This is a genomic window from Nakamurella lactea DSM 19367 (assembly GCF_000426645.1).
Taxonomy (GTDB): domain Bacteria; phylum Actinomycetota; class Actinomycetes; order Mycobacteriales; family Nakamurellaceae; genus Nakamurella; species Nakamurella lactea.
In genome coordinates, this window is sequence record NZ_AUFT01000011.1 from 213,344 (window position 1) to 229,942 (window position 16,599).

Genomic DNA, 16,599 nt, shown 5'->3' on the forward strand with positions numbered 1-16,599 from the left:
CCCGCCGCTCGTCCTTGGTGAGCGCCTTGCCGGTCTCCTTGGACCGCTTGACGGCCTCGCGCTGGGTCCGCGGCGGAGGAGCGACCGGACCACGGCGAACCTTCTCCGCCTCCCGGCGTTTCGGTGTCGGCCGACCCTTGCCGACCGGCTTCGCAGCGTCGACCGGATCGCCGGCAACCTGGCCCGATTCGGCGCTTTGGTCCGACTTTTCCAGGGATACCTTGGCGGTGCGACGCAGGAGACTCACCCACCCAGGGTAAACGAGGCGCGGGGGGTCACGGGACCGCCGTCGGGTGACCCCCCGCCGCCGGGAACAATCCGGGGTGTGACGAAGGTTGATGCCAGTAAGGCCATCGAAGGTGGCATCATCGAGTGAGCGACGACCATCGCCCGACCCACGCAGTGCCGGCAACACCGAACTCCGAACAGGGGACCTTGACCATGACCAGTGCAGAAGCCACGGCTGCCGATACCGCCGCCGATACCGCAACGAAGGCCGCCCACGGCGTGACCCTGAGTGCCTCGGCCGCCGAAAAGGCCAAGACCTTGCTGGATCGGGACGGCACCCCAGGCATGGTGCTGCGAATCGCGGTGCAGCCGGGCGGCTGCTCGGGCCTGCGTTACGAGCTGTTCTTCGACGACCGCAGCCTCGACGGCGACGCGCTGGTCGAGTTCGACGGGGTGGGCCTGGCCGTCGACCGGATGAGCAAGCCCTATCTGGACGGCGCGGTGATCGACTTTGTCGACACCATCGAGAAGCAGGGCTTCACCATCGACAACCCGAACGCGGGCAACTCCTGCGCCTGCGGCGACAGCTTCCACTGATCCTTCACCCCGAATCCTGTTCGACGTCGGACGCTCGCAACAGAGTCGCTCGGCGCACCGTGTCGGTTTCCGCACCGCCCGTCGGCCTCGGCCGCCGGGCGGTGCGTCGTTTTCCCACCGGATGCCGGTAGGGTTCGTGCCGTTCGGCTGCTCTCTGCCCGGCCGGATACCAGAGCAGTCCACGCCCGATCCAGCTACGGAGCGCCTTCGTGCCGATCATCGTCACCGGGTCCATCGCGACCGATCACCTGATGCATTTCCCGGGAAAGTTCACCGACTCCCTGCTACCGGACCAGTTGGAACGGGTCTCGCTGAGTTTCCTGGTCGACAATCTGGTGGTGCACCGCGGTGGGGTGGCCGGCAACATCGCCTTCGGAATGGGTGAACTGGGCCTGCGCCCGGTGCTGGTGGATGCGGTCGGCGCCGATTTCGACGACTACGCCCAGTGGCTCACCGACCACGGGGTGAACTGCGATCACGTCCTACGCTGCGACGACGTGCAGACCGCGCGTTTCGTCTGCACCACCGACGACGAGATGAACCAGATCGGCTCGTTCTATTCGGGCGCGATGGCCAGATCGGCAGAGATCGAGCTACGGCCGATCATCGAGTCAGTCGGCGGCACCGAAATGGTGATGATCGGGGCGGGCGACCCGCAGGGGATGATCCGTCACTCCCAGGAGTGCCGTGACAACGGCTACACCTTCGCCGCTGACCCGTCCCAGCAACTTGCCTTCATGCAGGGCGAGCAGGTGCTGCAGCTGATCGAGGGGGCCGAGTACCTGTTCACCAACGACTACGAACTCGGCCTGCTGAAGAGCAAGACGTCGCTGACGGACGAACAGATCCTGCAGAAGGTGCACTACCGGGTCACCACGCACGGGGCCAAGGGCGTCGAGATCGTCTCGGCCGACGAGGGCACCGTGACGATGACCGTCGTCCCCGAGCACGGCAAGATCGACCCGACCGGGGTCGGCGACGCGTTCCGGTCCGGCTTCCTGGCCGGCCGGTCAAGGGGACTGCCGTTGGCCAGGGCGGCCCAGGTGGGCTCGCTGCTGGCCACCCTGGTGCTGGAGACGCATGGCACCCAGGAGCACGAGTTCGTCGTCACCGAGGCCCGTGAGCGGCTGACCGGTGCCTACGGCGCCGAGGCCGCCGAGGAGATCGCCGCCGCCCTCGCCTGGTGACGTAGCGGGGTTGTCCCGCCGGACGCGTAGCGGGGTTGTCCCGCTGGGTGGCGTAGCGGGGTTGTCCCGCTGGGTGGCGTAGCGGGGTTGTCCCGCCAGTTGTCCACAGCCGCGCGGCCGGCCTGGCTTTCGGTCACCCCGTCGGGTGCGCTGGCACCATGCCCGAGATACCTCCACATCTGATCTCGCGCGCCCGGGCGACTGTCGAGGGTTCGTCGAAGCGAGCCTTCTACAACATCGTGCGGACCGCGGACCTGAATCCTGTGCGGCCCGGTTGGTACTCCACCGACAGGCACGAGTACGCCGAAGGTCGTCATCGCGAGCAGGTCACCGCAGCGATCGCCGAGCTGAGGGGTGCGGCCGATTCCGCCGTCGTCAGCCATGTTTCGGCTGCGGTCTTGCACGGTCTCCCGATCTGGGGCGTCGACACCGACCGGGTGCACCTGACCAGGCCCGGTTCGGCTGGCGTGGCAAGCACCCGTTCGATTCGTCCCCACCGAGCGCAACTGACGGACGAGGAAATCACCGTCGTAGACGGAATCAGGGTGACGACGAGGGCCCGGACCGTCCTGGACCTGGCCAGATTCTGTCCGTTCACCCAGGCTTTGGTGGTCGCTGATGCGGCGCTGCACGCCGGGCTGACATCGGATGAATTGATGGCTGTCCTCGACCTGGCACGAGCACGAAAGTCGGCCGGCCAGGCCCACCGGGTGATCGAGTTCGCCGACAAGCGGTCGGAGAGCGTGCTGGAGTCGTTGTCCAGGGTGTGTCTGGCCGCGCTCGGGCTGCCTGTGCCAGAGCTCCAGGTGTCGATTCGGAACGATGCGGGGATCGAGGTGGCCAGGGTCGACTTCGATTTCGACGAATTCCGCACCGTCGGAGAGAGCGACGGCGAGATCAAGTACACGCAGCTCCTGCGTCCGGGCGAGACCGCGGCGGATGTTTTGGAACGTCAGCGGGTGCGGGAACGACGGATCCTGGCCACCGGGCGGCAGGTGGTTCGCTGGGGAGCGGCCGACCTTGAGGATCCGGGTGCACTCCTGGGCAGGTTCTCCGCCGGTTTCAGACGGGCGGGATTCCGGTCCTGGGAACCGGGTCCGGCACGGTTGCCGTTCCTGCGCTGGCGTTCGTTGGCCGGATGGTCCGACTCGGTGGGACAACCGCGCTACGGCTGACGGGACAACCGCGCTACGGCTGACGGGACAACCCCGCTACGGCTGACGGGACAACCCCGCTACGGCTGACGGGACAACCCCGCTACGGCTGACGGGACAACCCCGCTACGGCAGATCAGAGGCGGACCGGGTAGGTCGGCAGCGGCACCTCGGGAGTGATCGCTCCGGTGACGAAGATGCCGTGCCACAGCATGAACACCAGCACCGTCCAGACCTGCCGCGAGTAGTCCGCCTCGCCGGCCCGGTGCGCGTCCAACAACCGCAGCGCCTCGGTGGCGTCCAGGTACTCGTCGGTCTGGGCCGCCAGGATGATGTCGCGGGCCCACGCGTACGAGTCGCCGCGCAGGAAATGCCGGATCGGCACCGGGAATCCCAACTTGCGCCGGTTCAGCACGTGCGGCGGCACGATCAGCTCCATCGCCTTGCGCAACGCCAACTTGGTCGTCTTCGGAGTCACCTTCTCCGACTCCGGGACGGTCCTGGCGACGTCGAACACGTCCTTGTCCAGGAATGGCACCCGCAGCTCGAGCGAGTTCGCCATCGTCATCTTGTCGGCCTTCACCAGGATGTCGCCGCGCAGCCAGGTGAACAGGTCGACGTGCTGCATCCGGGACACCGGGTCGGTGCCAACCGAATCGGCGTACACCGGGTCGGTGATGTCCCGGAACGAGACGCCGGGGGAGTAGCTGTGCAGCAGCCCGGTGAGCTGCTCCTCGCGGAAGATCCGCGCGTTGCCGTAATAGCGCTGCTCCAGATCCAGCGATCCGCGGCGCAGCAGGTCCTTGCCGCGGAACCCTTGCGGCAGCGCCTTCCCGACCGCCGCCAGACCCTTGCGCAGGCCCGTCGGCAGTCCGGTGATCCGGCGCAGGCTGGACGGCTCGCGGTAGATGTTGTAGCCGCCGAACAGCTCGTCGGCGCCCTCCCCGGACAGCACCACCTTGACGTGCTTGCGGGCCTCGTTCGCCACGAAGTACAGCGGGACGAGCGCGGGATCGGCCACCGGATCGTCCAGATACCAGACGATCAGCGGCACCGCATCGGTGAACTCCTGTTCGGTGACCGGCCGGACGATGTGTTCGACACCGATCGCGGCGGCCGATTCGGCGGCGACGTCGATCTCCGAGTAGCCCTCGCGCTCGAAGCCGGTGGTGAAGGTGAGCAGCTTCGGGTTGTAGCGCTTGGCCAGTGCGGCGATCGCCGTCGAGTCGATGCCGCCGGAAAGGAACGAACCGACGGTCACGTCGGCCCGCATGTGCTTGGCGACGGAATCGTCGAGTACCTCGGCGATCCGCTGGTACAGATCCCGCCGATCGCCGTCGGAGGTGACCGGGACACCGGCGAATTTCGGTCGGAAGTAGCGTTCCGTGCGCAACCGGCCGTCCGACACGGTGAAGTGCGTCCCGGACTCGATCCGGCGCACGCCGGCGTCCATCGATTCCGGCTCAGGTACGTACTGCAGCACCAGGTAGTGCTGCAGGGCCGTCGGGTCGACCGCCGCGGTGCCGGTCAGCGAGCGCAGGCTCTTGGCCTCCGAGGCGAAGCCGATGCCGTCGTCGGTGGTGGCCGTGTACAGCGGCTTGATGCCGAACGGGTCTCTGGCGCCGAACAGCACCTCGTCAACCGTGTCCCAGATCAGGAACGCGAACATCCCGCGGAGCTTGCCGACCCAGTCGGCGCCGCGGTAGTGGAACCCGGCGACGATGGCTTCGCCGTCGCCCTCGGTGGCGAACTCGGCACCGAAGTCCTTGCTCAGCTCGGCCCGCAACTCGAGGTAGTTGTAGATCTCACCGTTGAACACCATGGCATAGCGGTCGGGGGCCTCGGGCGGACCCCAGCGCAGCGGTTGGTGGGAATGCTCGATATCGATGATGGACAGCCGGTTGAATCCGAACACCACGTGCGAGTCGTGCCAGGTGCCCGGCTCGTCGGGTCCGCGATGCCGACAGGCCGGCATTCCGGCGGCCACGTCGTCGACCCGGTCGGCTGCCGTCCCTCGGGTGGAGATGAACCCCATCAGTCCGCACACGCGAGCATCACCGTTCCTGTCCGGACCCGTTCTCCCAGGTGGGGAACGCCTGTCCTGCACTGTCGTGGTACCGAACGCCGCGCCGTTGCACCCACGGGCCGCCGACGAGGCATCCGTTGCAGTATTCCCGACACGGCCGGGCAGCTGAATCCACCGTGGCACGCCGGGCCGCCCGGTCGGCCGAGGAGGCGGCCGGTGAAGTACGCTCAGCGGGTCGGTGGGCGTGGTTGTGCGCCCGGGGAGCTTTGCCGGACGACAACCCGGCGAGGAAGGCGGAAACGTGGCTGGTACGTCCGCGGGTCGTCGGATTCTGCTGACGGTCGGGCTGGTTGGCGCCGGCATGGCGTTGAGCGGCTGTTCGATGGCAGACCTGCCCCGCTTCGGCTGGCCGTCCCCGGTGACCGAACAGGGCCGCCACATGCAGTACTTCTGGTCCGCCGCCTTCATCGCATCGCTGGTGGTCGGCGTCATCGTCTGGGGCGCCATGTTCTGGGTGTTCCTGCGGTACCGCAAGCGTGCCGGGGATCCGTTGTACCCCAAGCAGACCAAGGAGAACCTGCCTTTCGAGTTGGTCTGTACAGCCATCCCGTTCGTGCTGATCTCGGTGCTGTTCTACTTCACCGTGACGGTGGAGAACAAGGTGCTGGCCAACGATCCCAACCCCGATGTGGTGGTCGATGTGACCGCCTTCAAGTGGAACTGGGACTTCGGCTACCGGGGGACAACGGTGCCCGGCGCGATCGCCAACCCGGACGCCCCGGACGCCGACTGGTACAACCCGACCGAGGTGCACACCATCGGCCGCGCCGACGAGGTGCCGGTGCTGGTGGTGCCGGTGCACAAGACGGTCGAGTTCCATCTGCAGTCGCGGGACGTGATCCACTCGTTCTGGGTGCCCGACTTCGTCTTCAAGCGGGACGTGTTCCCGGATCCCGAGGCGAACCAGACGGAGAACGTCTTCCAGGTGAACATCGACCGTGAGGGCGCTGTCGTCGGCCGCTGCGCGGAGCTGTGCGGCACGTACCACTCGCAGATGAACTTCGAGGTGCGGGCGGTCCCGGACAACGTCTACCAGGCCTATCTGAAGCTGCGGACGACGGAGAACGCGGCGACCGGCGCTCCGTACAGCCTGTCCGAGGCGCTCACCCAGGTCGGCAAGGACATTCCGTCCTGCGGCGAGTTGTGCGCCCCGCACGCGACCACCACGTACCCGTTCAATACGGACCGGCAGGCCAAGGCCGCGTCGGAGAACCCGAACGGCGGAAGCTGATGTCACAAGATCAGACGATTCACCACACCGACGACGACGAGCAGACCGGCAAGCCCGGCAGGGGCATGGGCGTCGAAGGCGGCATGTTCCTGGGGCTGACGGCGTTCTTCTTCATCGCTGCGGTGATCTACGCCATTTTCGCCTCCGACGAATGGGTCGGCATCGTTGCGTTGACCCTCTCCGGCGGCCTGACGCTGATCATCGGCACCTTCATCTGGTTCACCGGACGGCGGCTCGAGGGCCCGCGTCCGGAGGACCGGAACGCCGAGATCGCCGAGGGCGCAGGGGAACTGGGCTTCTTCTCGCCCGGCTCGTACTGGCCGATCACCATCGCAGCGACCGCCGCCCTGTTCGCGGTCGCCACCGCTTTCCTGCTGATCTGGCTGATGATCATCGGCGCCGGTCTGCTGATCATGGCCGTCTGCGGGCTGATGTTCGAGTACCACCGCCCACCCGCTCACTGACTGACGGCCGACCCGAGGCTCTTCGGTGACGATCAGGGGACGTACCGGCACCTCCCTGTGGAGTGTGGTGCTGGACTCCACTGACGCCAAGGCGCTGTCCCGGTTCTACCTGGAGCTGCTCGGCTGGCGCCTGCGCACCGATGAGCCGGACTGGGTGACGATCCAGCCGCCCGACGGCCGCGGCTATCTCTCGTTCCAGACCAACGTTTCGTACCGGCCGCCGACCTGGCCCGCTGCCGAAGCGGACCAGCAGATGCAGCTGCACCTCGATCTCCAGGTGAACGACCTCGAGGCGGCGGTGGAGGATGCGGTGGCGCTCGGCGCCAGGCTGTCGGCCCATCAACCGCAGGACGACGTCCGGGTGCTGTTCGACCCGGCCGGGCATCCGTTCTGCCTGTGGCTGGATGACGACCCGGACGACTGATCGGCCGCTGCTGGATCGGGCCGGATTCTGCGTGGCAGCGGCCAAGGTGGACAGTTGCGCTGGGGTGCCGGCGGCCGTGGAGACCTGACCGGCAAGTCGAAGGCCCGGCACCACAACGGGTGCCGGGCCTTTGACGATGCGTATCGGGTCAGTGACCCGAGTGGGTACCGGCCTCGTCCCGCGGCCGCAGTGCGCCGCTGGTACCGCCGTTGCCGTTCGTGCCGCCGTTGCCGGTCTCCTCGGCCGCGTCCAGCGCTTCGTGGTGGATCAGCCCGGTGTCGTCCCTGGCCTTGATCACCCCGACGACGGCTTTGCCGGCGTAGCCGAGCTGGTTCATCCGCTTCGGCACCGGTGCGCCCTGGTACTCCAGCGGGATCGGGTGGCCGTGCTCGTCGACGCCGCCCAACGGCTGGTGGACCTCGATGAACGCGCCATTGGGCAGCCGCTTGATGATGCCGGTCTCGATCCCGTGCTCCAGCACCGCCCGGTCGGAATGTTGCAGGCCGAGACACAAGCGGTAGGTGACGACGTAGGCGATCAGCGGGAAGACGAACGACCCGATCCGGCCGATCCAGGTCATCACGTTCAACGAGATGTCCAGTTTCAGGGCGAAGATGTCGTTGGCACCGTTGATCAGGTTCAGCACATAGAAGGTCAGGAAGGCGACACCCAACGCGGTTCGCACCGGGACGTCCCGGGGGCGCTGCAGCAGGTTGTGCATCGCGTTGTCCTTGGTGAACTTCTTCTCGATCCACGGGTAGGCCCCGACCAGGATCATCAGCACCGTGGCGCCGACGATGGCCGGGAAGAACACCGCGGGGATCATGTAGTGCCCGAAGATGTTTCGCGGCTCCCAGGCCGGCCAGACCCGTACCATGCCGTCCAGGAAGCCCATGTAGAAGTCCGGTTGGACGCCCGCGGACACCTGGGCAGAGTTGTACGGCCCCAGGTTCCACACCGGGTTGATCTGGAAGACGCCGGCCATGATCGCGATGAAGCCGAACACCACCGCGAAGAAGCCGCCGCCCTTGGCGGCGAAGGTCGGCAGCACCCGGACCCCGACGACGTTCTCCTCGGTCTCCCGCTTGCCGGGGAACTGGGTGTGCTTCTGGAACCAGACCAGGGCAACGTGCAACCCGATCACCGCCAGGATCAGCCCGGGGATCAGCAGGATGTGCAACGAGTAGAACCGGCCGATGATCAATTCACCCGGGTAATCCCCGCCGAATACGGCCCAATGGGCCCAGGTACCGATCACCGGGATCGACAGGATGAACGCGGACACCGCCCGGAGCCCGGTCCCGGAGAGCAGGTCGTCCGGCAGCGAGTAGCCCATGAAGCCTTCGGCCATCCCGAGCACCAGCAGCAGCACACCGAGGATCCAGTTGGCTTCGCGCGGCTTGCGGAACGCGCCGGTGAAGAACACCCGCATCATGTGCAGCATCATCGAGGCCAGGAACAGCAGCGCCGCCCAGTGGTGGATCTGCCGGATCAGCAGACCGCCGCGGACCTCGAACGAGATGTCAAGGGTGGACGCGAAGGCCCGCGACATCGGAACGCCACGGAGCTTGTCGAACACCCCCTGATAGACCGTCTCACCCATCGACGCATCGAAGAACAGCGTCAGGTAGATGCCGGACAGCAACAGCACCAGGAATGAGTAGAGGGCGGCCTCGCCGAGCATGAACGACCAGTGCGTCGGGAAGACCTTGTTCAGCTGGGTGCGCAGCGGCCGTGCGTTGTGGTACCGGAGGTCGGCACCGTCCAGCGCCTTGCTGGCCATGCTGCCGCCGGGCTTGGCGGTGGCCGTGGTGAGCCGGCTCATCAGGAGCTCTCCTTCGGTGACGCTTTCCAGGCCGGGTGTTTGCCGTTCTCCCAGAACCCGGGTCCGACGGCTTCGTGGAAGTCGCTGACGGCGATGAAGTAACCCTCTTCGTCCAGCGCGATCGGCAGCTGCGGCAGCGGCCGGGTAGCCGGGCCGAAGACCGGTTTGCAGCCGTCGTTGACGTCGAACTGTGATTGGTGGCAGGGGCACAGGATGCGGCCCGTCTGCGCCTCGAACAGCGAGGTCGGGCAACCGACATGGGTGCAGATCTTGGAATAGGCGTAGTAGTCGCCGAACTCCCAGCCCTGCTGGCCGTCGCGGATCTTGACCTTCTCGTCCGACCGCAGCCGGATCAGCATGACGGCGGAGTCGGACATCTTGGCACCGCCGGGGACGCCGGGGAAGACCGTCATGATCGCGCCGGCCGCCATGTCCTCGGGCCGGACCGGGGTGCCGTCGATCTGGGCCATCCGGACCTTCTTGCCGGCAACCGGCGCCCAACCGGTGACCCACAGGTCGGACTTCGCGCCCTTCGCCCATGGATTCTTGATGAACCCGCCGAGCACCGGGACGATCGCGACCAGCCCGATGACGCCACCGGCCAGTCCGAGGGTCCCCTTGAGCATGCCGCGGCGCTTGATGTTGGTCTTGTCGACCACATCGAACACCTCGGCGCCCAGGGTGCGGCGGTCCACCTCGGCGGACATGCCGATGTGCCGCTGCTGGACAGCGACCTCGTGCGGGGCGAGCTTCTTGGCCAGCGCGATGACGCCGACGCCGAGGCAGGCGATCGCACCACCGAGGGTGACGCCGAGCAATGGCGTGTACAGCGCGTACATCAACTGCTTGTCCGAGCCCGGCGGCTGATAGCCCGCCGGCCACCAGATGAAGATCCCGATCATCGCCAGTCCGAACAGCGCGGACAGCACGAACCAGCGGGAGACGGCCCGCTCGGCATGCTTGTCGGCCGGCGAACCGGGTTCGTACCGCTCGCCGTACTCGACCAGCTCGACACCGTCGAGCTTGGCACCGAGTCGGGCCAATTCCTCCCGGCCCATCGAGGCGAGTACCTCGTCGGAGGGCACCTCCACGTTCGAATCCCCACTCATGCCTTGGACCCCATCCAGAGCGTGACGCCGACGATCGCGACCATACCGACCAGGAAGGCGATCAGGCCCTCCGGCGCCGGCCCGAACCCGCCCAGCGGCAGGCCGCCGGGATCGATGGTCTCCTTGTTCATCTGGACGAACGAGATGATGGCCTTCTTCTCGTCCGGGGTCAGTTGTCCGTCGGAGAACTTCGGCATGTTCTCCGGTCCGGTCAGCATGGCGGCATAGATCTCGGAGTTGGTGGCCTCGCTCAGTGCCGGCGCGTACTTGCCCTGCGACAGCGCTCCGCCCGCACCGGTGAAGTTGTGGCAGGAGGCGCAGTTCAACCGGTACAGCTCGCCGCCCTTGGCCACCTCGGCGTCATCGCGCAGCTGCCCCTCGGGGACCTGTGGTCCGCCGCCGTTGGCCTGGATGAAGGCGCCGAGCTGGTCGATCTCCTCCGGGGTGAAGAAGGCGGGCTTGCGGGGCATCTGCGCGGCGTTCTCGGCGGCCGGCATCCGGCCGGTCGAGAGCTGGAAGTAGGCGGCGGCCTCGCCGACCCCGATCAGTGACGGCCCGTGGTCCTGCACGCCCTGCAGATTCGCACCGTGGCAGGTGATGCAGGAGTTCATGTACAGGTTCTTGCCGGCGGCGATCATCTCCGGATCGACGGCGGCGGCCTGCGCGGTCTGCGGGGTGGGGGACAGCGCCGCGTAGGCGAAGCCGACGGTGATCAGCGCCAGCAACAGCGCCAGCCCACCGGACAGCCTGCGGAAGGACTTGCTCCCGCGGGTGATGCGCCTGCGTGGCGCTTCGTCGGGGGTGCGCATTCTCGTCACCTTTCGGGGCCGGGGAGTTGAGGGTTGCGTCATCGGATGATGTAGATCGTCGCGAACAGGGCGATCCAGACCACGTCGACGAAGTGCCAGTAGTAGGAGACGACGATCGCGCTGGTCGCCTGGGCGGGGGTGAACTTGGAGAGCCGGGTCCGCATCAGCAGGATGACGAAGGCGATCAGCCCGCCGATCACGTGCAGGCCGTGGAAGCCGGTGGTCAGGAAGAAGACCGTGCCATAGGCGGACGAGGAGAACGTCGTGCCCTCGTGCACCAGGTGCACGTACTCGTTCGCCTGGCCGCCGACGAAGATCGCGCCCATCACCAGGGTCAGCAGGTACCAGCGCCGCAGCCCGATGACGTCACCGCGCTCCGCCGCCCAGACACCGAACTGGCAGGTGAACGACGAGGCCACCAGGATGATGGTGAAGACCAAGGCGTACGGCACGTTCAGTTCGGTCGGTTCGGTCGGCCAACCCAGCGCCGGGTCAGCCGTGGCCCTGGCGGTGAAGTAGATCGCGAACAGGCCGGCGAAGAACATCAACTCGCTGGCCAGCCAGACGATGACGCCGACACTCACCATGTTCGGTCGGTTCAGCGTGTGGATCCTGGAACTGAAGGCGCCCGGGGAGCCCGGAGGGGGGTTGCCGGCGGGTCTGGTCACAGTCGTCACACGAGGATTATGGACTGTCCCGGCCTGGATTGCGCCCGCGGGTACCCGCGCGTTCGAAGATCTTCGACAATTTGTAGCGCAACGCGCTGTTCGGGGGTGCCCGGAAGTCGTAGTTCGGGCGTCGTCAGCCAGCTCGAAGTCGCCCGAACGTGGGGTGTGTGGCTCCCGGTGGCCGCCGTTCGGGCGGCTTCCTCCGGCGTCCTGGCGAGGTCAGGGGACCACTGCGGAAGCCGCCCGGATGCCGCCCACTACGATCGACCCGAGTACCGACCGCACTGGCGAACGACCGCACTGGTTAAGGACGGCAATCGATGGGCAACCCCGTGGTTCTGGTCTACAGCAACCGGGCCGAGGTCCGCGCCGACATCATGGCCGCGATCGGTCGTCGCCCGGCGCCGGATGTCGGTCGGATCGACTTCCTGGAGTGCGATGGCGTGGCGGACGTGCTGTTTGCCATCGATTCGCACATCCCCTCGGTGGTGGTGCTCGACGGTGAGGCACAACCGACCGGCGGCATCGGGATCAGCCGGCAGATCCACCAGGAGTCCGACGACATCCCGCCGGTGGTGCTGGTGGTCGGCCGAGCCGCCGACCGGTGGCTGGCGACCTGGGCAAAGGCCGACGAGGTGCTGGTCACGCCGCTGGACCCGGTGACGACCGCCGATACGGTCGCGGCCGTGCTGCGCCGGCGGTCGGCCCTGGTCACCTCGACCGAGTGACGGGCGGACCTTCGTGGACAGGACGTGGCCCGAGGTACTGAGCCGACTGCTCGACGGTGTCGATCTGACGGCCGATACCACCGCCTGGGTGATGGACCGGGTGATGTCCGGGGAGGCGACCCCGGCGCAGATCGCCGCCTTCGCGGTGGCCCTGCGGGCGAAGGGCGAAACGGCGGCCGAGGTCGAGGGCCTGGTCGCCTCGATGCTCTCGCACGCCGTCCGGGTGCCGACGTCGCGGCGGTCGGTCGACATCGTCGGCACCGGGGGCGACCGGGCGAACACGGTCAACATCTCCAGCATGGCCTCCGTGGTGATGGCCGCCGCCGGGGCACCGGTGGTCAAGCACGGCAACCGGGCCGCTTCCAGCAAATGCGGCTCGGCCGACCTGTTGGAGGGTCTCGGGGTGGCGATCACCCTCGGGCCCGACGAGGTGGGCACCACCCTGGACGAGCTCGGCATCGGATTCTGTTTCGCGCCGGTGTTCCACCCCTCGTTCCGGGCCACCGCCGGCCCGCGGCGCGAGATCGGCATTCCCACGGTGTTCAACTTCCTCGGACCGCTCACCAACCCGGCGCAGCCGGCTGCCGGTGCGATCGGCTGCGGCGCGGCGACCATGGCCCCGGTGATGGCCGAGGTCTTCGCCCGCCGCGGCGCCGACGTGCTGCTGTTCCGCGGCGACGACGGGTTGGACGAGCTGACCACGACCACCACCTCCACCGTCTGGGTGGTGACGGATGGGGCGGTGAGCCGCAGCACCCTGGACCCGGCACGGCTCGGCATCGCGGCATCGACCCCGGCCGACCTGGTGGGCGGCGAGGTGTCGGTGAACGTCGGCGTCGCCAGGGATCTGTTCGGTGGCCGCACCGGGGCGGTGCGTGACGCGGTGCTGCTGAATGCCGCGGCCGGGCTGGCGGCCTTCGACGGCTTGAGCCACAGCGGCGATCTGGAGGACCGGATCGCGGCGGCGCAACGCCGGGCGGCGGACGCCATCGATTCGGGGGCGGTGGCGCAGTTGATCGAGAACTGGGCCGTCAGGTCGACCGAACTGGCCGCCGCCAAGAGCTAGCGGTGACCCGGGACCGGTCGTCCGGCAGGGTCAGGAATCCATGCCGATCGAGAACGCGTCGTCGTTGTCCCGTTGCGAGTACTCCCGGAACGCGATGTGGGTGACGGTGTTGATGACGCCAGGGACCTTCGACACGTGATTCGGGATGATGTCGGCGATGCTCTCGTGATCGGCGGCACGGACCACCGCGATCAGGTCGACGTCGCCGGCGCAGGAGTAGACGCTCTCCACGCTCTGCAGATCGGCGATGGCCTGGGCGGTTTCGGGAATGCTGTCGGCATCGACAGAGATCAGCACGATGGCGGTCACCATCTGCAGAGCGTATCCCGCTCGGTCCCGCACCGGCCGGTCGACCCGGCCCATGGTCATCAGGCACGGGCCGACCAGCGATCTGGGCTGACCGGCCCTGGGCTGACGGGACCTGGGCTGACCGGACCTGGGCTGACGGGACCCGGTCTGACGGGACCCGGTCTGACGGGACCCGGTCTGACGGGACCCGGGCTGACGGAACCTGGTCTCCGCGGGTCGGGACGACTCCGGCTGACCATCGCCGCAGCGATTCGTTACCGTTCCGGTCATGCCGGAGACGCCGCAACGGTGGTACGCCAGGGTCAGCGCCGCGATCGGGGCGAACGGTTACCGCCACGCCGATCTCACCCAATGGCGCAGCTGGCCGTGGACCGGGACGCTGACGCCGAAGCCGCTCGACCCGCCGGTCGACGAGGAGCCACAGCGCAGCGGTGTCGGCGGCGCGGACTGTATGCAGTGCGCCAGCAGCCAGGACCCGGACGGTGACTACCTGATCTGGCGGGACGAAACGTGGATGCTCGGCATGCCGTTCGAGCCGAGCTCGTTGCCGTTCAAGGTGTTCCTGATGCCCAGGCGTCACGCCGATCTGGCCGACCTCACACCGGTCGAGGCAGCCAGGCAGGGCGAGCTGCTGGTGGCGATCGAGCAGGCGGCCTGTGCGGTTCTCGATGTGCCGAGGATCCAGGTTGCCCGCTGGGGTGACGGCACCGAGCACCTGCACTGGTGGCTGTATGCCCGGCCGACCGGGCAGCTCCAGCTGCGCGGCACCTTTCTGTCGCACTGGGACGACCTGTTGCCTGCCGGCGATCCGGTGACAGCACGCGCGGACAGCGAGTTGGTCGCCGCCCGGCTGCTGCAGCTGGCCGGGGGAGAGCTGGTGCAGCGCAGCAGGTCCGCTGCCGACCGGCCCGCAGCCGACCCGCCGGCTCCAGGTCAACCCACCGCATAGCGCCGGCCGATCTCGGCGTCCCGCAATTGTCCGCGGGCCACCGCCGCCGCCGAGGTGAAAGCGTGCCAGCGACCGGCGGCGCGCGCCGGGCAGGCCCATGGCGAACTGAGCTGCACCAGCCTGGTGCCGGGCCGATCCAGCCAGTTCAGGATGGTCGAGGACTCCTCGGCGGACGCCGCCGGCAGCGGGCCGGGTGTTGGCACCACGGTCTCGGCGGAGGCCAGCAGCAGCTCGACCACCCGCATCGGGTTCACCCCGCGACGGGCGTGTCCGGCGGCGGCCAACCGGCCGTGCCGCACGACGCTCAGCTCCCAGCCGCCGGAGCCGTCCGGGCGGGCCGCCACCAGCTCCGCGATGGTGGTCAGCGCCGTCAGCCGCTGGCAGCGGTCCACCGCCTCGGCCAGCACCGCCAGCCGGTCACGGGCAACCGCAGCCTCGTCGAACCGGCCGCCGGCGCCGAGATCGGTGATCCGGCCGCGCAGCTGTGCCAGCAGTTCGTCCGAACTGCCGGCCACCAGCTCGACGATCCGCCGGACGTGCGTCGCGTACTCGTCGATCGACTCGGCGCCGGAACACGGTGCGCCGCAACGGCCCAGCTCGGCCAGCGCGCACGGAGTGCCGTTCGGTGAGGTGCGCCGGATCTTCGCGCTGCACCGGCGGATCCGGACGGTCGCCTGAATGGCGTCAACGGCGATCTCCGCGGTGCTGCGGGAGGTGAACGGGCCCAGGCACGCGCCCGGCCGGCGGATCGCCGACGACTGCGACCCGACCACCGACAGCCGGGGGAACGCCTCGTCGGTGAGCACCACCCACCACAGCCGGAACGGCGCCTTCGACCGCCGGTTGTACCGGGGCTGATGGGCGGCGATCAGCCGCTGTTCGCGGACCTGGGCCTCCAGGCTGTGGGCGCACACCACGTGGTCGACGCGTTCGGCGATCTTGACCATCTGCCGGATCTTGCGGCGTTGCTCGGAGGCGCCGAAGTAGGAGCGGACCCGCTGCCGCAGGTTCTTGGAGGTGCCCACGTACAACACCTCATCGCCTCGCCCGCGGAACAGATACACCCCGGGGGCGGCCGGAAGGTGTTGGGCCAGGCCGCGTTTGCGTCGTCGTTCGGGCGACACCCGGCGGGCGGCGGCCTGCAGCTCGTCCAGGCTCTGGACGCCGAGATTGCCCAGTCGTTCGAACAGCGCATGCAGCACGTCGACGGTCGCCCTGGCGTCGGTGAGCGCGCGATGGTCGGGCTGCACGGTCGAGCCGAGCAGCGGAGCCAGCAGGCCGAGCCGGACGCTCGGGGCCTCGTCCCTGGTCAACACACTGCGGGCCAACCGGACCGTGTCGACCACCCGCGGGTTGGGCCACGGCAGTTGCTGCCGTCGGCAGGCCTCGCGCAGGAATCCGATGTCGAACCCGGCATTGTGCGCAACCAGCACGCAGTTGCGGGAGAACTCGAGAAAGCTGGGCAGGACCGTCTCGATCCGGGGTGCACCGATCACTGTCGTATCGCTGATCCCGGTGAGGATGGTGATCTGCGGCGGTATCGGCCGACCGGGATCGACCAGGGTGGCGAATTCGCCCAGCACCTCGCCCCCGCGCACCTTGACCGCTCCGATCTCGGTGATCGAGTCGGCGCTGCTGGAGCCTCCGGTGGTCTCCAGATCGACCACGACGAAGGTGATCTCGCGGAGCGGATCGGCGAGTTCGTCGAAGCAGGCCTGGGTCATGATGCGGACCGTAGATGCGGCCACCGACAGGCGCGGCGCGC

17 protein-coding genes are annotated in these 16,599 nt (G+C 68.1%); 9 read left to right on the forward strand and 8 right to left on the reverse strand.

Annotated elements, in window-relative coordinates; genetic code table 11:
- A partial coding sequence (locus tag K340_RS37680) for a DUF3043 domain-containing protein (RefSeq protein WP_211229410.1) occupies positions 1-247 on the reverse strand: 247 nt, incomplete at its 3' end.
- Between the two features lie 194 nt (positions 248-441).
- Between K340_RS37680 and K340_RS0112960 the strand changes: the two genes are divergently transcribed.
- The 3 genes from K340_RS0112960 (at position 442) to K340_RS29785 (ending at position 3,187) form a co-directional block, all read left to right on the forward strand.
- Positions 442-825, forward strand: a complete 384-nt coding sequence (locus tag K340_RS0112960; RefSeq protein ID WP_029137029.1) for a HesB/IscA family protein — start codon at positions 442-444, stop codon at positions 823-825.
- A 209-nt stretch (positions 826-1,034) separates the two neighbouring features.
- Entirely contained in the window at positions 1,035-2,012 is a 978-nt protein-coding gene (locus K340_RS0112965) for a carbohydrate kinase family protein (protein ID WP_029137030.1), read from the forward strand.
- 158 nt (positions 2,013-2,170) lie between these two features.
- Positions 2,171-3,187: a hypothetical protein gene (locus tag K340_RS29785; RefSeq protein WP_051266122.1), complete on the forward strand. Its 1,017-nt coding sequence runs from the start codon at positions 2,171-2,173 to the stop codon at positions 3,185-3,187.
- Positions 3,188-3,302: 115 nt separating this feature from the next.
- Here the strand turns inward: K340_RS29785 and asnB are convergent, their stop codons facing one another.
- The gene (gene asnB / locus K340_RS0112975; protein ID WP_029137031.1) at positions 3,303-5,213 is read right to left on the reverse strand and encodes an asparagine synthase (glutamine-hydrolyzing); all 1,911 of its coding nucleotides are present in this window, start codon (positions 5,211-5,213) and stop codon (positions 3,303-3,305) included.
- 280 nt (positions 5,214-5,493) lie between these two features.
- On the opposite strand from asnB, the gene ctaC reads away from it, so the two are divergent.
- From ctaC to K340_RS0112990, 3 genes are all read left to right on the forward strand, one after another.
- Positions 5,494-6,483 (forward strand): aa3-type cytochrome oxidase subunit II, encoded by a 990-nt coding sequence (gene ctaC, locus K340_RS0112980; protein ID WP_029137032.1) that lies wholly within the window; start codon positions 5,494-5,496, stop codon positions 6,481-6,483.
- Positions 6,484-6,548: 65 nt separating this feature from the next.
- Complete coding sequence (locus K340_RS0112985) at positions 6,549-6,947, forward strand: cytochrome c oxidase subunit 4 (protein ID WP_029137033.1); 399 nt, start codon at positions 6,549-6,551, stop codon at positions 6,945-6,947.
- 25 nt (positions 6,948-6,972) lie between these two features.
- Positions 6,973-7,371 carry a VOC family protein gene (locus K340_RS0112990; RefSeq protein WP_211229411.1) on the forward strand — a complete coding sequence of 133 codons (399 nt, stop codon included), beginning with the start codon at positions 6,973-6,975 and terminating at the stop codon, positions 7,369-7,371.
- 148 nt (positions 7,372-7,519) lie between these two features.
- On the opposite strand, the gene qcrB is transcribed toward K340_RS0112990, so the two are convergent.
- Genes qcrB through ctaE form a run of 4 tightly spaced genes read right to left on the reverse strand, consistent with a single transcriptional unit; the run spans position 7,520 to position 11,701 of the window.
- A complete protein-coding gene (qcrB, locus tag K340_RS0113000) occupies positions 7,520-9,196 on the reverse strand; it encodes a cytochrome bc1 complex cytochrome b subunit (protein WP_029137035.1) in 1,677 nt (558 codons plus the stop codon).
- The gene (gene qcrA, locus K340_RS0113005) at positions 9,196-10,305 is read right to left on the reverse strand and encodes a cytochrome bc1 complex Rieske iron-sulfur subunit (protein WP_029137036.1); all 1,110 of its coding nucleotides are present in this window, start codon (positions 10,303-10,305) and stop codon (positions 9,196-9,198) included. Before qcrA ends, qcrB begins: the two co-directional genes overlap by 1 nt.
- The gene (gene qcrC / locus K340_RS0113010) at positions 10,302-11,114 is read right to left on the reverse strand and encodes a cytochrome bc1 complex diheme cytochrome c subunit (RefSeq protein ID WP_029137037.1); all 813 of its coding nucleotides are present in this window, start codon (positions 11,112-11,114) and stop codon (positions 10,302-10,304) included. The genes qcrA and qcrC overlap by 4 nt, the downstream gene beginning before the upstream one ends.
- Positions 11,115-11,152: 38 nt before the next feature.
- Positions 11,153-11,701, reverse strand: a complete 549-nt coding sequence (gene ctaE / locus K340_RS0113015; protein WP_211229422.1) for an aa3-type cytochrome oxidase subunit III — start codon at positions 11,699-11,701, stop codon at positions 11,153-11,155.
- A 401-nt stretch (positions 11,702-12,102) separates the two neighbouring features.
- On the opposite strand from ctaE, the gene K340_RS0113020 reads away from it, so the two are divergent.
- Together K340_RS0113020 and trpD are read left to right on the forward strand one after the other, a co-directional pair.
- A complete protein-coding gene (locus K340_RS0113020) occupies positions 12,103-12,510 on the forward strand; it encodes a response regulator transcription factor (protein ID WP_029137039.1) in 408 nt (135 codons plus the stop codon).
- A gap of 13 nt (positions 12,511-12,523) precedes the next feature.
- Positions 12,524-13,576 (forward strand): anthranilate phosphoribosyltransferase, encoded by a 1,053-nt coding sequence (gene trpD, locus K340_RS0113025; RefSeq protein ID WP_029137040.1) that lies wholly within the window; start codon positions 12,524-12,526, stop codon positions 13,574-13,576.
- Between the two features lie 30 nt (positions 13,577-13,606).
- Here trpD and K340_RS0113030 read toward each other — a convergent pair whose 3' ends face one another.
- On the reverse strand, positions 13,607-13,888 hold the full coding sequence (locus tag K340_RS0113030) for an Lrp/AsnC family transcriptional regulator (RefSeq protein WP_029137041.1): 282 nt from the start codon (positions 13,886-13,888) through the stop codon (positions 13,607-13,609).
- A gap of 265 nt (positions 13,889-14,153) precedes the next feature.
- Between K340_RS0113030 and K340_RS29790 the strand changes: the two genes are divergently transcribed.
- Positions 14,154-14,834: an HIT family protein gene (locus tag K340_RS29790; RefSeq protein ID WP_051266125.1), complete on the forward strand. Its 681-nt coding sequence runs from the start codon at positions 14,154-14,156 to the stop codon at positions 14,832-14,834.
- Here the strand turns inward: K340_RS29790 and K340_RS29795 are convergent.
- Positions 14,819-16,558 carry a DEDD exonuclease domain-containing protein gene (locus tag K340_RS29795; protein WP_051266129.1) on the reverse strand — a complete coding sequence of 580 codons (1,740 nt, stop codon included), beginning with the start codon at positions 16,556-16,558 and terminating at the stop codon, positions 14,819-14,821. The two genes, K340_RS29790 and K340_RS29795, sit on opposite strands and share 16 nt — an antisense overlap.
- Positions 16,559-16,599: the final 41 nt, after the last annotated feature.